This is a genomic window from Janthinobacterium sp. P210006 (assembly GCF_036231885.1).
Classification (GTDB): domain Bacteria; phylum Pseudomonadota; class Gammaproteobacteria; order Burkholderiales; family Burkholderiaceae_D; genus Janthinobacterium; species Janthinobacterium violaceinigrum.
The window spans coordinates 585,022-600,642 of record NZ_JAZARD010000002.1 but is presented as its reverse complement, the minus strand read 5'-3'; the positions used below and the strand labels follow the sequence as shown (position 1 = coordinate 600,642).

12 protein-coding genes are annotated in these 15,621 nt (G+C 62.2%); 7 read left to right on the top strand and 5 right to left on the bottom strand.

Annotation, left to right across the window (positions count from 1 at the left end; all coding sequences use genetic code 11):
• The first annotated feature begins 7 nt into the window (after nucleotides 1-7).
• On the top strand, nucleotides 8-262 hold the full coding sequence (locus VPH41_RS11165) for a hypothetical protein (protein WP_328570033.1): 255 nt from the start codon (nucleotides 8-10) through the stop codon (nucleotides 260-262).
• Between the two features lie 52 nt (nucleotides 263-314).
• Here VPH41_RS11165 and VPH41_RS11160 read toward each other — a convergent pair whose 3' ends face one another.
• From VPH41_RS11160 to VPH41_RS11140, 5 genes are all read right to left on the bottom strand, one after another.
• Nucleotides 315-3,194, bottom strand: coding sequence for a TonB-dependent receptor plug domain-containing protein (locus VPH41_RS11160; protein ID WP_193317328.1), 2,880 nt, complete (start codon nucleotides 3,192-3,194; stop codon nucleotides 315-317).
• 377 nt (nucleotides 3,195-3,571) lie between these two features.
• Nucleotides 3,572-3,790, bottom strand: a complete 219-nt coding sequence (locus VPH41_RS11155) for a hypothetical protein (RefSeq protein WP_328570032.1) — start codon at nucleotides 3,788-3,790, stop codon at nucleotides 3,572-3,574.
• A 28-nt stretch (nucleotides 3,791-3,818) separates the two neighbouring features.
• Nucleotides 3,819-6,695, bottom strand: a complete 2,877-nt coding sequence (locus tag VPH41_RS11150) for a M16 family metallopeptidase (protein ID WP_328570031.1) — start codon at nucleotides 6,693-6,695, stop codon at nucleotides 3,819-3,821.
• Between the two features lie 138 nt (nucleotides 6,696-6,833).
• Nucleotides 6,834-7,820 carry a sensor domain-containing diguanylate cyclase gene (locus VPH41_RS11145; protein WP_152280822.1) on the bottom strand — a complete coding sequence of 329 codons (987 nt, stop codon included), beginning with the start codon at nucleotides 7,818-7,820 and terminating at the stop codon, nucleotides 6,834-6,836.
• Between the two features lie 102 nt (nucleotides 7,821-7,922).
• On the bottom strand, nucleotides 7,923-8,822 hold the full coding sequence (locus VPH41_RS11140) for a sensor histidine kinase (RefSeq protein ID WP_328570030.1): 900 nt from the start codon (nucleotides 8,820-8,822) through the stop codon (nucleotides 7,923-7,925).
• A 290-nt stretch (nucleotides 8,823-9,112) separates the two neighbouring features.
• On the opposite strand from VPH41_RS11140, the gene queE reads away from it, so the two are divergent.
• From queE to VPH41_RS11110, 6 genes are all read left to right on the top strand, one after another.
• On the top strand, nucleotides 9,113-9,748 hold the full coding sequence (gene queE / locus VPH41_RS11135; RefSeq protein ID WP_287773372.1) for a 7-carboxy-7-deazaguanine synthase: 636 nt from the start codon (nucleotides 9,113-9,115) through the stop codon (nucleotides 9,746-9,748).
• A gap of 10 nt (nucleotides 9,749-9,758) precedes the next feature.
• A complete protein-coding gene (gene queD, locus VPH41_RS11130; RefSeq protein WP_035819191.1) occupies nucleotides 9,759-10,205 on the top strand; it encodes a 6-carboxytetrahydropterin synthase QueD in 447 nt (148 codons plus the stop codon).
• Nucleotides 10,198-10,707: a tRNA adenosine(34) deaminase TadA gene (tadA, locus tag VPH41_RS11125; protein ID WP_287773368.1), complete on the top strand. Its 510-nt coding sequence runs from the start codon at nucleotides 10,198-10,200 to the stop codon at nucleotides 10,705-10,707. Before queD ends, tadA begins: the two co-directional genes overlap by 8 nt.
• Nucleotides 10,708-10,951: 244 nt before the next feature.
• Nucleotides 10,952-13,315 (top strand): TonB-dependent hemoglobin/transferrin/lactoferrin family receptor, encoded by a 2,364-nt coding sequence (locus tag VPH41_RS11120; RefSeq protein ID WP_328570029.1) that lies wholly within the window; start codon nucleotides 10,952-10,954, stop codon nucleotides 13,313-13,315.
• Nucleotides 13,316-13,376: 61 nt separating this feature from the next.
• On the top strand, nucleotides 13,377-14,531 hold the full coding sequence (locus tag VPH41_RS11115; protein ID WP_328570028.1) for a hemin-degrading factor: 1,155 nt from the start codon (nucleotides 13,377-13,379) through the stop codon (nucleotides 14,529-14,531).
• A 152-nt stretch (nucleotides 14,532-14,683) separates the two neighbouring features.
• Nucleotides 14,684-15,601 carry an alpha/beta fold hydrolase gene (locus VPH41_RS11110; RefSeq protein WP_152280829.1) on the top strand — a complete coding sequence of 306 codons (918 nt, stop codon included), beginning with the start codon at nucleotides 14,684-14,686 and terminating at the stop codon, nucleotides 15,599-15,601.
• Nucleotides 15,602-15,621: the final 20 nt, after the last annotated feature.

Here is a 15,621-nt window from a genome sequence, read left to right as displayed (position 1 = left end):
AAGTCATATGTGCGCAAAGAAATTCGTCCCCTACGCCAATGAAAGCGATGTGCTGGAAATCGGCGGCCTGAGCATCGAAAACCGTGTCGACCGCATCAGCATCAGCGGCGACATCGACCTGACCCTGGACAAGCCGGGCCTGGTGCTGGCGAAACAGCTGCAAAAACTGCTGGGCGACGTGGTGGCCCAGCTGGAAAAGCAGGAACTGCCCGACCAGCTGCCGCCGCCCGAGGTGACGTCGGTGGCCAATCCCTTCGAGTAGCGGTCAAAAAAAACGCCTCCCGAAGGAGGCGTTTGCTTGTGCGTACCGTTAATTAAAACGTGTAGCGCGCATTGAAGGTGAAGTAACGGCCATAGGCATTATGCAAGCCTTCGTTGTAGCCGACGGCTGGGTAGCCTGGATCATACGGTGCGGCGCGGTCAAACAGATTCTGGATGTTGATGCCCAGGCTCAGGTTCTTGAAGCCGGTGTACGTATAGCCCAGGCCCACCGTGGTCCAGCTGGCCACTTTGCAGTCCGGGAAGGCCGCTTCGTAGCCAGGGATCGTGGTATTGCGATCCGGCGCCGCATCGGTAGGCTTCTTCGTGCCGTAGTAGCAGAAAGGCTGGTCGTAGATCTGGGCGCCGTCGCGGTTACGCTTGAGCGATACGCTGCCAACGAAGTTCAGCGAGGCGTTGACGCTATGGTCGCCAAGCGTCCAGTTGGTGGTCAGCGAAGCCTTGACTTTCGGCATGTCGGTGCCGGTAGACAATTGCCAGTCGTACAGACCGGGACGCGTGCCGGTCACATTGCTGACCGTGTCGCCTTCATGCTGCTCCAGCTTGTAGCTGTAGACGTAGGTGCCGCGCAAGGCGGTGCTGAGCGAACCCCATTCACCGAGCTTGTTACGCAGACGGCCTTCGAAGTCGACACCGCGCAGTTCGGTCGAACCCTGGTTGGACCAAGGCGTCTTGACCGACAGCAGGGTACCCGTGCCGGGAATCGGATTGCCGTTCGCATCGGTGATGAAGTTGGCCGGGTTCTGGTCGCGCAAGACGTTTTCCGGCGAGCGGTCTTCGTTTTTCAGCGCTTCGCTGGCCGTACCCAGCGCCACTTCTTTTTCCTTGCGTACGCGGTACACGTCGACGACCACGTCGATGTTGGAGGTCGGCGAGTAGATCAGGCCCAGCGAGTAGCTTTTCGACGTTTCCGGCTTCAGGTCCGGATTGGCGCCACCGACGCCGGAAATCGATTTGCTGCAGTCGGCCGTCACGCCGCCGGGACGCGGTGTGCTTTCATCTTCCTGGCAGCGTTTCGGATCCCACACGCCGGACAGGAAGAATTGCGCGCCGCCTGGCGTCACTTGCGACAGCGCCGGAGCGCGGAAACCTTCGGCATACGTGCCGCGGAAGGCCAGCGTATCGGTGGCGGTCCACTTGGCGCCCACTTTTGGCACGAAGTTGGTTTTGATGCCAGGATATTTGTCTACCCGGCCGGCAAAGTCCATCTCGAAGCTCTTGGTGAATGGCGTGCGCAGCTCGACGAAGGCCGACTTGACGTTGCGCTGGCCGTCGATGATGGTATTGGACTGGCCGTAGATCTCGCCGTTGGCAACCTTGCTGTCCGGATCGATGCGGATTTTCTCCTGGCGCAGTTCGAAGCCGACGGCCAGACCCATGGCACCGCCGCCCAGCTTGCCGAATTCCGTGCTGGCCTTGCCGTCCAGCTGGACGATTTCCGCTACGCCTTCGCTTTTCGGATCGTAGCTGATGGTCGGATCGGCCGCCAGTTGTGCCAGCGACGTGCCGGTGTTGAGCTTGCGCAAAGTTGGCAGGTACAGGCGGCCATATTGCGTTTCATCGCGTTCCGAGCGGTTCCACAGCAGGCCCGTGTCCCAGCTCCAGCCGAAATGGTCGCCTTGCAGGCCCGTCAGCAGGCGCATGTTCTGGTTGACCGTTTCCGAGCCGCCACGCAGGTTTTCAAAGCGGTAGGCGACGGAAGCACGGGCATTCGTCAGCGGGTTGTCCGGATGGCCAATCGGCAGGATGACCTGGAATGGATCGGCCAGGCCCGTCGCCATGTAGTTGGTGACGGAGGTGGTGCCGAGCGTGATCGGCGCGCCCGTGTACGAACGCGAGGAGCGCGTGTATGCCGCTTCGGCGTAGCCCGTGATGGAGTTGCTGAGCTTCAAGGTGCCGCGGCTCAGTACGCTCGCATCGCGGCCGTCGCCCTGGCCTTCGAGAAATTGGTCGGCGTCATAGTTACAGAAGGTGCGGCCGATCAGCACACTCGTCGGCAGCAGGCCATCCTTGACGCCGCCCGTGATCTGTTGCGACGCATCGCAGCCGAGGTTGAACGTCAGGCGCTGCGGGGCGTTTGCCTGGGTGACGCCGAAGTTGCGCGAACCTGGCGCCGATTCGCGGTACACCGCCGCATACTTCGAGATGGAACTCGAGTAGTTGGAGCGGAAGCGGCCGTTCAAGTCCTGGTAGGTCGAGTAGGCAATGTCCTTGACGTCGCGGCGGGCAACGCGGTCGCGTTGCGAGAAGTCGACGGCGGCAAAGACGTTGTAGCCGTCGGTTTCAAGGTCGCCCGTGCCGAAGAAGCCATTGACGTTCTTGCGGCGGAACAGACCGTCGTCATTCGCGCCCGCATTGCCGGCGATTTGCGCACCGCGGTAGTTCGATTTGGTGATGAAGTTGATGACGCCGCCGATGGCGTCCGAGCCGTAGACGGCCGATGCGCCGTCTTTCAGGATTTCGACGCGGTCCAGCGCGGACAGGGGAATGCTGTTCAAGTCATACAGGGTGGAGTTGCCGTTGTTCGGGTCGGCGTAGGCCGATGGCGTCATGCGCCGTCCGTTCAGCAGGATCAGCGTGGAGCTCGAGCCCAGCCCGCGCAGCGAGGCGGTGGCGACGCCCTTGGCAAAACCGCTGCCGCTGGCCTGATCCTGATTGGTGTCGGTGCCCATGGACGGTACCAGCTTCATCAGTTCGGCAACGGTCGACACGCCGCTGTCCTTGATGTCCTTGGCGGTAATCACATCGACAGGCGAGGTGCCTTCCTTGTCGGCCCGTTTCAGGTTGGAGCCGGTGATCAGGATTTTTTGCAGCGCCGGCTCTTGCGGAGCCAGCTGCGCATATACCAGTTGCGAGGAAGATAAGGTGAGGGCGACAGCGATGACGCTTTGTTTTAAGACTATTCTTTTGAACAAAATATTCTCCATCAATTTTCAACTGCTGAACACATGGCCGACCATCGTTATGCGATGGCCAGCTTTCCCGGTCTAGTGGATCGCTTGAGCGATTTTTGTTGCAGAACCGTATAAACAGTTTTGCCTAGACCTTTATCAAAACATCTTCGGAAACGTCGCGCTATGTTTTTTTTTAATATTGTCACGTTGACACAACAGTTAATCTAGAATATTTTTGTGCTTACATATTTGGTAAAAAATTGATGGTGGGAAAAAGAAACTGTGCTAATAAATATCAAGAAATTGCATTATATGCAATGAAAATATTCGCCGTGCATTGTGTAAGTACTTGTTTTATATGTGTTTATTTTAAATTTCATCTGCGATTTAATAAATTGTCATTTTTTCAAATGTCCATGAATGTTGCAAATTTTTACATTTGTAATATTTTGCAGATGCACAATTTTGGTGCGTCGGCGATTATCGCTGGCCTTGCTGGGGAAGGCGAGATAATGCCGGGAGATAATCAGATAATGTCGGAACATAATTAGAGCCTGGTGCTGCGATGCATCATTTTCGTGCATAAAAAAAGCCGCCAGCATTATGCTGGCGGCCATGGCTGCCTTTATCTGGTGCGTTGCCGCGCTATTTGGCGAACGCCTGCGCCGCCGGCGTGACGGTGACGGCGGCTGGCTTGATGTCCAGCTTCATCGCGCCGATGACCTTGTCTTCATCGAGCAGGGCCTGCGGCTTGTTGCCGTCGTACTTGATGGGCGAAAACACGTCGCTGACGAGCTTATCCTTCAAGCCTGCCGCATCCTTGGCGACGATCACCACGGACAGGTTTTTCGCCGACAGGTGCTGTTTGATGGCGCGGTTGACGTCGGCCAGCGTCAGTTTCGACAAGCCGTCACGCATCAGCTTGGTGAACTCGGGCGTGCCATACCATTGCGAGTCGAGCGCATAACCGAGCTGCTGGTCCTGCGTCGAGGTCATGACAAACACGTTCTTCATCAGGTAGTCGCGCGTGGTGGCGAAATCGTCCTGCGTCAGGCCGTTGTCGATGAGCTTGCCCAATTCCGTCAGGGCCACGCGCAGGGCGAAGTGGGCGTTGTCCGGCGCCACGGGACGGATCCAGATCTCGAACAGCTGCGCCTTGCGACCCAGGTTCGGATTCGGGAAGAACTGGTACATGCCGCGCGGGAAGGCTTCAATGTACGCGTAATCGCCGTAGTTCATGCCGCGGATTTCACGGATGCGCTGGTACAGGTAGGAATTCGAGGCGCGGTGCTCGCCCAGCCACGTTTTTGCCAGCCACAGGGCGGGGAAGTCTGGGTGCGTGCGTGTCACGTCCAGCGGCAGGCCGAAGGAAATCGCCGTGGCGCGCGTGTTCTTCTCGATGATTTCCACTTCCAGGCCCTGCGCCTTGCGGCCCGCGGGTTTTACCGTGGCAGGCAAGCCGGGACCGGCCGGCAAGCTTGCCAGCGCCTGCGTCAGCGAGGCCGTCATGGCGTCCGATACGTCGCCGGAAATGCCCACCTTGACGGCGCCCTGCGCATACGCGCTCTTCCAGAACTGCTTCACGTCGTCCAGGGTGATGGCGTCGATGCCGGCCACCGTGCCCAGCACGGGATGGCCGTACGGCGTGCCCGCGTAGACGTTCGTCTGCAGGCGCTCCTTGGCGAACTCCTCTTCGTTATTGTCCTTCAGGTCCAGCAGCAGTGCGTTGCGCTGCGCATCCTTCAGGCGGCGGAAGTCGTCCTCGCGGAAGCCGGGCGAGAGCAGCAGGGGCAGGGCGATGGCGTTGAACTGGGTCCAGTTATCCCTGTGGATGGAGCCCGTAAACGTCGTCATTTCCTTGTCCGTCTGCTGGGAAAAACTGCCGGCCAGCGGGAACAGGGCCTGGTTGACTTCGTCGATCTTGCGCTCGGACGAACCGCCCGACGCCACCATGGCGGCCGTCAGCGCGGCCAGGCCTTCCTTGCCCTGCGGGTCTTGCGCGGAACCAGCCATGAACAGCAGCTTGTAGCGGATTTGCGGCAGCGCGGATTTTTGCACCAGCACGTCGAACTTCGCGGTCGAGACAGCCGGCAGCAGGCTGGCCAGTGTCGGCGTGGCGGCGATGGCCGCTGCCATCGGCTGGTTCGACAGGGTGGTCACCACCAGGCCTTCGCCCGTCAGGTATTTGCGCGCGGCCGCTTGCAGGTCGGCCGGCGTGAGCGTGTCGATCAGGCGGTAGTACTGATTGATGGTGGCGTACGAGCGGTCGAAATGCACGAAGGACGCCAGGGTGCCGGCGATCTGTTCCGTGTTGTCGAGCGAGCGGATCAGGCCGTATTTTTCCGCCGACTTGGCGTCCGCCAGGTCCTTGTCGCTCACTGGCGTGTCGCGCAGCTGCGCCACGGTGGCCAGGATGGCGTTGCGCACGTAGACAGCGTCGTCGATGTTTTTCACGCGTGCGCCGATCACGGCCAGGGTGGGGTCGACCCGGTCCGGCGTCATGTCGAACAGCTGGTCGACCTTCTGTTCGTTCTGCACCAGGCGCTTGTACAGCGGCGAGGTGCGGCCGAACGACAGCGACAGCAGGGTGGCCAGCGCCGCCTGGTCCTTGTCCTTCACGGAAAACGCGGGCGCATGGAAGCCCACGGCCACCCACGGCAGGGTCGGCGTGGGCCAGGCCACGTGCTTGTAGACGGGACCGTGCGGTTTTGGCTCCACGGGCACGGCCGCCTGCTGCTTGCCGCGCTGCCAGCTGCTCCAGTATTTTTCCACCAGCGCGATCGCTTGCTGCGGCTCCACGTCGCCCGCGATGATGATGGTGGTGCGCTCGGGACGGTACCAGCGGTCGAAGAAGATCTTCGAATACGCGTACTGATTCGGCATGTCCTCGATGTCCTGGATGAAGCCCATCGTCGTGTGCTTGTAGGTATGCGTGGTGTAGGCGCTGTCGCGCATCACTTCGAACAGCTTCGACATGGGATTGGCGCTGTTCTTGTTGTACTCGCCCAGCACGGCCCGCGATTCCGTCTTGAACGCGTCTTCCGCGTAATCGAGGTGCTGGAAGCGGTCCGCTTCCACCTTCAGCACGGTTTCCAGGTCCTGCTTGGCAAACGTCGTGTGGTAATTGGTCAGGTCGTCGCTCGTGTAGGCGTTCTGGCGCGCGCCGGCCCGGGTGATCACTTCCTGGTATTTTTCGGGCGGATAGGCCTTGGTGCCGCGGAACATCATGTGTTCGAAAAAGTGGGCAAAGCCGGACTTGCCCGGCTCGACTTCATTGCGCGACCCCGTCTGCACGGGAATCTGCAGCGAGACGAGGTTGGGGAAGCCGGTCGGCACGATGATGATTTTCAAGCCGTTGGGCAAGGTTTTTTCCGTCGCCTTGAATGGCAGCAGGTCGGCCTTGCTGGCGGCGGCGCTGTGGGCGGCGGCCGGTTTGACGGGCGCGGCGGCCAGGTTCGACGAGACCATGGCCGACAGGGCCAGGGCGAAAGCGGGGATAAACAGGGGCATGGCTCTTGACACGGGGGCTCCTTCTATTTGGGATGTTATGAAAGTGCAACACCGCAGCATAGAATATTCACGCCGTCATGCATAGGGGAGGGAACTGCTGCGCGGAAAAACCCAGGGAGGGGCGGCAGCGGGATGCGCTGGCCCCGGGGCCTAGGTGAGTGTCGTCTCCGGCAGGCTGATGCGGTTGCGGCCCAGGTGCTTGGCGCGGTACAGCGCGCAGTCGGCCGTGTGGATCAGCTGGCCCAGTTCCGTGCCGGGGCCGGGCAGGGCCGTGGCGGCGCCGATGCTGACGGTGACGCAGGCGCCGTCCGCGCGCTTGCGCGGCAGTTGCAGCCGCTCCACGCGCTGGCGGATGCGCTCGGCCACGATGGCCGCGCCTTTCAGCGACTGGTTCGGCAGGATGACGGCAAATTCTTCGCCGCCATAGCGGGCCACCAGGTCGTTCGTGCGCATTTCGCTGGCCACGGCACCGGCGACCTTGCGCAGGCACAGGTCGCCGCCCTGATGGCCGTGGCTGTCGTTGTACTCCTTGAAATTGTCGACGTCGACCATCAGCAGCGACAGGGGCTGGCTTTGGCGCTGGGCGCGCTGCCATTCGGCGAGGACGGTGTCGTCGAAGCAGCGCCGGTTCGCCAGCCCCGTCAGGCCGTCGCGCGTGGCCAGGCGTTCCAGTTCCACCTGCGCGCGCTTCTCGTCCGTCATGTCGCGCAGGGTTTCCACCACGGCCACCAGTTCGCCCACATTGCCGTGGATGGGGCTGGCATCGACGGCCAGGTAGCGGCGCCGCCCCGTGCGCGGCATGTCGCACCAGTTTTCCGCGCACAGATTGGTGCCCGTGCTGCTGCGGTATTGCTGCTGTGCATGCAGCGCGCGCATGTCGCCGCCCCGTCCGGCCAGCAGCAGGTCGGCCAGGGTGGGGCGCTCGTCGTTGTAAAAGCAGCGGCCCGGCTCGGTCATGCCCAGCACTTCGCTGGCCGGCACGCCCGTCAGCTGCTCGCAGGCACGGTTCCAGATCATCACCCGGCCATGCACATCGAGGACAAAGGTGGGCACCACCAGCAATTCCATCATCTTGACGGCGAAACCCTGGGCTTCATCGTGGGGCGATGCGCTGGCGTAGGCATGGCTATCCGGCATGTAAGCATCCTTCATGGGTGAATGGGGCGGGCTCGTTGGCCATGATGCAGCGTGGCGGGGTGGAAGGTGTTGATCTTGAGCAATATTTATTGTGCACGACTATCAGCCCTGAACCGGCGACTCGTCCGGGCAGGCGGCCAGCGGCAGCGACAGGCGCAAGGTGGTGCCGGCGCCGCTGAGGCTTTCGATGTGCAGGCTGCCGCCGGCTGCAGCCACGCGTTCATGCATGCCGGACAGGCCGCAACCGAGGCGTGGCGGCGAGCCCGACAGGCCGACGCCGTCGTCGCTGATGCGGCATGCCAGGGTGTCGCCCACTTGTTGCAGGCACAGCTGGACATGCGTGGCGCGCGCATGGCGGGCAATATTGGCCAGCCCTTCCTGCAGCGCGTGGTACAGCAGGGGGCCGTGTGCGCTGCCGGCGGCGGCGTCGAGCAGGTATTCGCAGCTGCAATCGATGCCGGTGCTGCGCTGGAAGTCCGCCAGCAAGCCGTCGCACGCCGCTTGCAAGCCCGCATCGAGGGCGGGCGGGCGCAGGTCGTGGATGACGCGGCGCAGCGCGGCGATGCTGAGGTCGACATTGTGCGCCATCATGGCCAGTTGCCGCGCCAGCAAGGGCGTGGCGCCATGCGTGCTGGTCTGCAGCATGGACAGGTCGATTTTCAGAGTCAGCAAATGCTGGCCCAGGTCGTCGTGGATATCGCGCCCGATGCGCAGGCGTTCCTGCTCGCGCGCCTTGCGCTGTTCGCAGGCCAGGCGGGCCTGCTCGGCATCGGCGCGCTGCTGTTCCAGTGCCTGCAGGCGCAGTGCCAGCCGGTGCTGGCGCCACAGCAGCAGCGCCAGCGCGCCCAGCAGGAGGGCGCAAACCGTCATCAGGGACCAGGACGGATCGGCTTGCACCAGGGGCCCGGCGGCGTGGCCCGCGTGCAGGGACGCGAGTGCGCTGGCCGCCAGGCAGGCCAGAATGCTCAGGCGGTACGGCAGGCGTAGCCAGCGGTGCAGCATGTGCTTGCTCCCTAAATGTTTTCCATCAGGCAATGTTCTTACAGAAAATATATTAACTTTGGGTTATTTATATTGTCTAAACGCAAAAGCTGCGCAGTTAAGCCTGCCGCTGTGGCTTTCTCGCCCGCTGATGCGCCAGCATCAGGCGGCGGCCACGGCATTTGCACGGGAAGTGTCGTGGCGGCATATAATAGAGGGTTGTCAATCGGCTTTTGCGGTTCCGGCGGCATGCGCTGGCATCGCTGCGTACGCCCTTGCGCGAGGACGCCAGCCAGCTCTTAGGAAATACAGTGACTTATAGCATCAAAGAGATTTTTTACACCCTGCAGGGCGAAGGTGCGCACGCGGGCCGTCCGGCCGTGTTTTGCCGCTTTTCCGGCTGCAACCTGTGGACGGGCCGCGAAAGCGACCGCGCCACGGCCGTGTGCCAGTTCTGCGACACGGACTTCGTCGGCACGGACGGCGAACTGGGCGGCAAGTTCAAGACGCCGGCCGAACTGGCCGCGCTGATCGACAGCCTGTGGCCGGCCAGCTATGCCGCCAGCAAATACGTGGTGTTTACGGGCGGCGAGCCGCTGCTGCAGCTCGACACGGCCCTGATCGACGCCATGCACGCGGTGGGCTTTACCATCGCCATCGAAACCAACGGCACCTTGCCCGTGCCGGCCGGCGTGGACTGGATCTGTGTCAGCCCGAAGATGGGTTCCACCCTGGTCGTGCACAAGGGTAACGAAATCAAGGTCGTCATTCCCCAGTTCCAGCAAGACCTGGCCGCCTACGAAGGCCTCGATTTCGAGAACTTCTTCGTGCAGGCGATGGATGGCCCCCTGGCTGCGCACAACATGAAGCTGGCGATCGAAACGTGCAAAAGCAATCCGAAATGGAAGCTGAGCCTGCAAACCCATAAACTCCTGCAAATACCTTAAAACAAATAATATGCTGACTATCACACGCAAGCTCGAATTCGACGCGGGCCACCGCATTCCCGACCACAAGAGCCAGTGCCGCAATCTGCACGGCCACCGCTACACGGTGGAAATCACCCTGGTCGGCAAGGTCATCGAAGCGGAAGGCAATTCCGACAATGGCATGATCATGGACTTTTCCGACGTGAAAACCCTGGCCAAGCAGCATCTGGTCGACGTGTGGGACCACGCCTTCCTCGTCTATGAAAAGGACACGGCCGTGCGCGACTTCCTGGCCAGCCTGCCCGACCATAAAACCGTTGTCATCGACCGCATCCCCACGGTGGAAAACCTGGCGCGCATCGCCTTCGAGATCCTGAAAGCGGCGTTTACCGACCATTTCGGCACGGGCTTGCACCTGCATAAACTGGTGCTGCATGAAACGCCGAATTGCTGGGCAGAAGTGACCGATGACTGAAACGCACGCTAGCGCGCAGGACGCGCGCTACATGCAGCTGGCCCTGGAGCAGGCCCAGCACGCGTGGGACCTGGGTGAAGTGCCCGTGGGCGCCGTCGTCGTCAAGGATGGAGAAGTCATCGCCGTGGGCTACAATCAGCCCATCGGCCGCCACGACCCCACGGCGCACGCGGAAGTGATGGCCTTGCGCGCGGCCGCCGAAAAGCTGGGCAACTACCGCTTGCCCGGCTGCGAACTGTATGTGACCCTGGAACCGTGCGTGATGTGCTCGGGCGCCATGCTGCATGCGCGCCTGGCGCGCGTCGTGTATGGGGCGGGCGACCCGAAGACGGGCGCTTGCGGTTCCGTGCTGAACCTGTTCGAGCAGCCTGCGCTCAACCACCAGACGGCCATCGAAGGCGGCGTGCTGGCCGACGAGTGCGGCGCCTTCCTCCGGCGTTTCTTTGCCGAGCGCCGCCGCGCGCAGGCGGAAGCGCGCAAGCTGGCTGCTCCCCAGGGCTGACGTCAGCCCGGACAGGGCAGGGCCGCCACGGCCTTGCCCCCATTGCCACCCTTGCCACCCTTGCCAGCCATTCATGCTGGCATTTTTTATAACTGTTGCGAAATAACATCTGTCTAGGCCACTTTGCCATTCTCAAATGAGAATGATTCGTGTTACAGTATTGTTTTCGCCAGCAAACTTTCCCCTTACGCATCGTCATCGATCCGGGTTCAAGAGCCAGCCTTCACTCTTCCACCGGATCATCATGACTACTGTGCTTTTGCAGCGCACCGCTGCACCCGTCGTATCCCCAGCCCACCTGCCTGTCCGCCGCCATAACCTGGTGCTGCGCGCCGCCTTGCTGGGCCTGTTTGCGGCCCCCATGCTGCCCGTGGCCGCACAAAACGCCGCCATCAATGCGGGCACGGCCGCGCAGGAACCGGCCAAGCTGCCCGTCTTCCCGGAAATCGTCGTGAACGCCAAGCAGGATTACGAGCGCCGCGCTGGCACCAAGACAGTCATCACGAGCGAAGACCTGGAACGCCGCGGCGTGACGGACATGGGCGGCATCGTGCGCTATCAGCCACTGATCAGCACGCCAATGGCGGCCTCGGGCGCCGGCAGCGTGTGGGATGGTTCGGGCAACACGGGCTACAACATCCGCGGCATGGAAGGCAACCGGGTCAGCCTGGACGTGGATGGCATTTCCCTGCCCGATGCGGCGCCGAAACCGGATGGCACCACCTTGAACGCTTTCGGCACGGGCCGCGACTATTTTGATCCTGAAACCTTCCGCGAAGTGCGCATCGATTCGGGCACGACGGCCGCCAGCGGCGCCAATCCCGGCCTGGGCGGCAGCGTGGCCTTCATCACCAAGTCGCCCGAGGATTACCTGGGCGAAGGGGTGGACCATTATGTGGCGTATAAATACGGCCGCGCCACGGCGGACCGCAGCAATGCGCACACCCTGACGGGCGCCGCCAAGATCGGCGCCAATCTGCAAGGCCTGGCCGTGTACGTGCACCGCGATGGCGAGCAGACGGACAGCCGCGGCAGCGCCCCCGTCAATCCGGACGACTGGCATTCGAACGCCTTGCTGTCCAAGCTGGTGTGGGCCTTGCCGGGCGAACAAAAGCTGGACTTGACGGTCGACATGTTCGAGCGCAAAAACAAGCGCGATCTGCGCAACAAGGTCAGCACATACTATCCGACCGGCGTGCAGCAGGATTCCACCACCAGGCGCACGCGCGTCAGCCTGGGCCACGACGTGGCGCTGAAGGACTTCGCCCTGTTCGACCGCCTGACGTCGAAGGTGTATCTGCAGAATGCGAAAATCGATGACAAGACGCAAGGCCGCTATACCTTCGGCAGCCCGTCGCAGCGCACCATCGACACCAGCTTCAAGAATGACAGCATCGGCCTGACGTCGGAAGCGACCAAGCAGCTCAACGCCGACAACGCGCTGCTGTACGGCGTGCAGCTGGAGCAGAGCAAATCGCGCCGGCCATGGATGGAAGACCGCACCATCATCGCCACGGGCGTGCACCAGATCACGCGCAAGAACCGCATGGCCGACATGGACAGCACCAAGGTAGCCGTGTACGTGCGCGATGACTACAGTTTTAATGTGGGCGGCAAGAAAGCCGTGCTGACGCCGGGCCTGCGCGCCGACTACCGCAAGTTGGAACCGAAAAACCTGCAAAACTATGTCATCGCCGTGCCCAATGCCGCCAAGGAAGTGCGCAAGGAAAGCGATACCTATTTCACGCCGAGCCTGAGCCTGTCCGTGGAAGTGCTGCCGCAAATGAATGCCTATGCCACCGTCACGCGCGGCACGCGCCTGCCGACGGCGGCCGAGCGCACGGGCACCTATGATTCGTTCAGCTACACGGGCACGGGCACGGGGTATGCCGTGCTGGGCAATGCGAATCTGCGCAAGGAAACCAGCCAGGCCTACGAGTTGGGCTTGAAGGGCGACATCGTCAAGGGCTTGAGCATGCACGCCTCCGTCTACCAGACGGAATACAAGAATATGATCGAGTATGTGGCGCAGGAAGACGATCCGGTCAACTATCCCACCATCGTGCAGGGCCTGTTCCGCCCGGAAAACATCGGCGATGCCCGCACCTGGGGCGGCGAGCTGAGCCTGCGCGCGGAGCTGGGCGCCTGGTCGCCCGCCATGCAGGGCTACCGGGTCGACCTGGCCACGGGCGTGGCCAAGGGCCGCTCCTTCAATACCCAGACGGGCCAGAGCGGCGGCCTGGCTTCGGTGGCGCCGCCCAAGACGGCGCTGACCTTCGGCTACGACCATGCGAACCAGCTGTTCGGCCTGGAACTGACCGCCCTGCATGCAGGCGAGAAACAGGCGCCGAACGATCTGTTGATGGGCACGACGGCGCCGCGCTACAAGGTGCCGTCGTACACCATCTTCGACCTGTCGACCTACTGGAACGTGCACAAGAACGCCAAGATCATCGTCGGCGTGTACAACTTGACGGACCGCAAGTACTGGGATTACGCCGCTGCGCGCAGCCTGGCGGCCGGCACCACGGCGGCCAACCGCGCCGAGATCGAGCGCTATGCCAAGCCGGGCCGCAACGTCGCCGCCAGCCTCAGCATCAACTACTGATTTTTACCGGGGAGGGGTGCCTGCCCCTCTTTTTTTCCATGTTTGATTGAATGGTCTCTCTATGAAGTTATCCAAACTCGTTCTATCCCTGCTAGGCAGCCTGCTGATCGCAAACGCATACGCGGCCCCAGCCACTTTGGCGGAACGCTGGTCCACCTTGCGCACGGAGCAGCCGAAGCTGCAGATCCGCGACGCGGCGCGCGCGCTGGGTGTATCTGAAGCGCAATTGCTGGCAACCAACATCGGCAAGGGCGTCACGCGCCTGCAGGCCGATGGCAACCAGCCGCGCGAAATCATGCGCGCCGCGCTGGACCTGGGCATGGTGCAAGCGATCACGCGCAATGAAAACGGCGTGATCGAAACGACGGGCGTCGCCAGCAAGTTCAAGCAGGCAGGCGACAAGTCCGAGCAGGCCGACGCCAAGGACCCGGAAACGGAAGCGCGCCAGCGCAATATCGCGGGCGGCTACCTGGGCGGCCAGATCGACCTGCGTTTCCATTTTGAAAACTGGAAATATGCATTTGCCGTGGAACAAGCAGGCCGCGATGGCAAGCCCACGCGCAGCCTGCAATTTTTCGATGCCAACGGCACGGCCGTGCACAAGATCTACCTGCGCAACGAGCCGGGCGTGGCCGTCTACGACAAATTGGTGGCAACCTTCCGCCTGCCCCAGCAAAGCGCGGAATTGAACGTGCTGGCCGTGGCGCCGAAAGCGGCGGAAAAGCCCGATGCCGAGATCGACGTCAAGGAATTCCAGCTGGCCTGGAAAGACATGACGGACGTGCACCAGTTTGCGCAAATCATGCGCGAATTCCATTTGTCGCGCGAACAGGCGCTGCGCCTGGCGCCGGCCGGCGTGGTCGAGCGCGTGACGCCAGCGGCGCTGCGCACCCTGCTGGAAAATGCGGCGAAGGACAAGGTCGCCATCATGGTGTTCCTGGGCAATGAAGGCTTGACGCAGATCTACAGCGGCAAGATCGAGAAAACCATGGCTGCCGGCGGCTTCTTCAATGTGCTGGACCCGGACTTCAACCTGCACATCCGCGACACGGCCCTGCGCAGCGGCTGGGTCGTCAAGCGCGGCGGCGTCACCTCGGTCGAGTTCTTCGATAACGAGGGCACGCAAGTGGTCTCCTTCTTCGGCGTGCGCGAGCGGGGCAAGCCGCAGCTGCAAGCGTGGGTGGACCTGGCTGATTCCTTGCCAAAAGCCAAGTAAATAGCCGTACCGTTGCCGCCCGGCGTACCGGCGCGGCAACACTTCAGTTCGACTTCTGCATGAGTCATGATGGCAAGATCACAATAGTGGTATGCTGACTCCAAGGCCGCAGCGATCGTGCCTGCGTGCTGGTTCCTGGAAGAGAGGCAATCATGGCAACCATCATGGCGAACGGCCTCAATATAGCTTATGAAAGCCACGGCGACCCCGACGATCCTTGCGTGCTGCTGGTCATGGGCCTGGGCATGCAACTGATCGCCTGGCCGGCGGACTTTGTCGAAGGCATCGTCGAGCAAGGCTTTCGGGTAGTGCGTTTCGACAACCGCGACAGCGGCCTGTCAAGCAAGATGGCGCTGGCGGGCAAGCCGTATCTGCCGCTGGCCTACTTGAAAAACCTCGTCGGCTGGCCCCTGAAAACTTCCTACACCCTCGATGACATGGCAGCCGATGCGCTGGGTTTGCTGGCGGCCTTGCGTATTGCGCAGGCGCACGTGATCGGTGTGTCGATGGGCGGCATGATTGCGCAAGTGATGGCGGCGCGCGCGCCGCAGCAGGTGCTCAGCCTGACGTCCATCATGTCGAGCAGCGGCCGGCGCGGCTTGCCCGGCCCCACGCGGGCCGCGCGCAATGCGCTATTGCAACGTCCGAAACGCAATGCCAGCCGCGCCGAACTGATGGCGCACATGGCCGCCACCGTGCGCGTCATCGGCAGTCCCGCCTATCCCGTGTCGGAAAAACTGCTGTACCAGCGCATCGAAGCGGCGCTGCAGCGGGGCAGTTGCCCCGAAGGCGTGGCGCGGCAAATGGTGGCCATCGCGGCCTCGGGCGAGCGCACGGCCTTGCTGCCGAGCATTAGCTGTCCGGCACTGGTGATCCATGGCGCGGCCGATCCCCTGATCCCCGTCGCCTGCGGCATCGATACGGCGGCGCTGATTCCGGGCGCCCGCATCGAGGTGATCGAGGGCATGGGGCATGACATGCCGCCCCAGCTGATCGAGCGCCTGCTCGCCTTGATCGATGTGCATCTGCAAGGTAAGATGGCGCCCCAGATGCGCTCCCAGCCAGCCTAGGCGCGCCCACCATTTTTTGA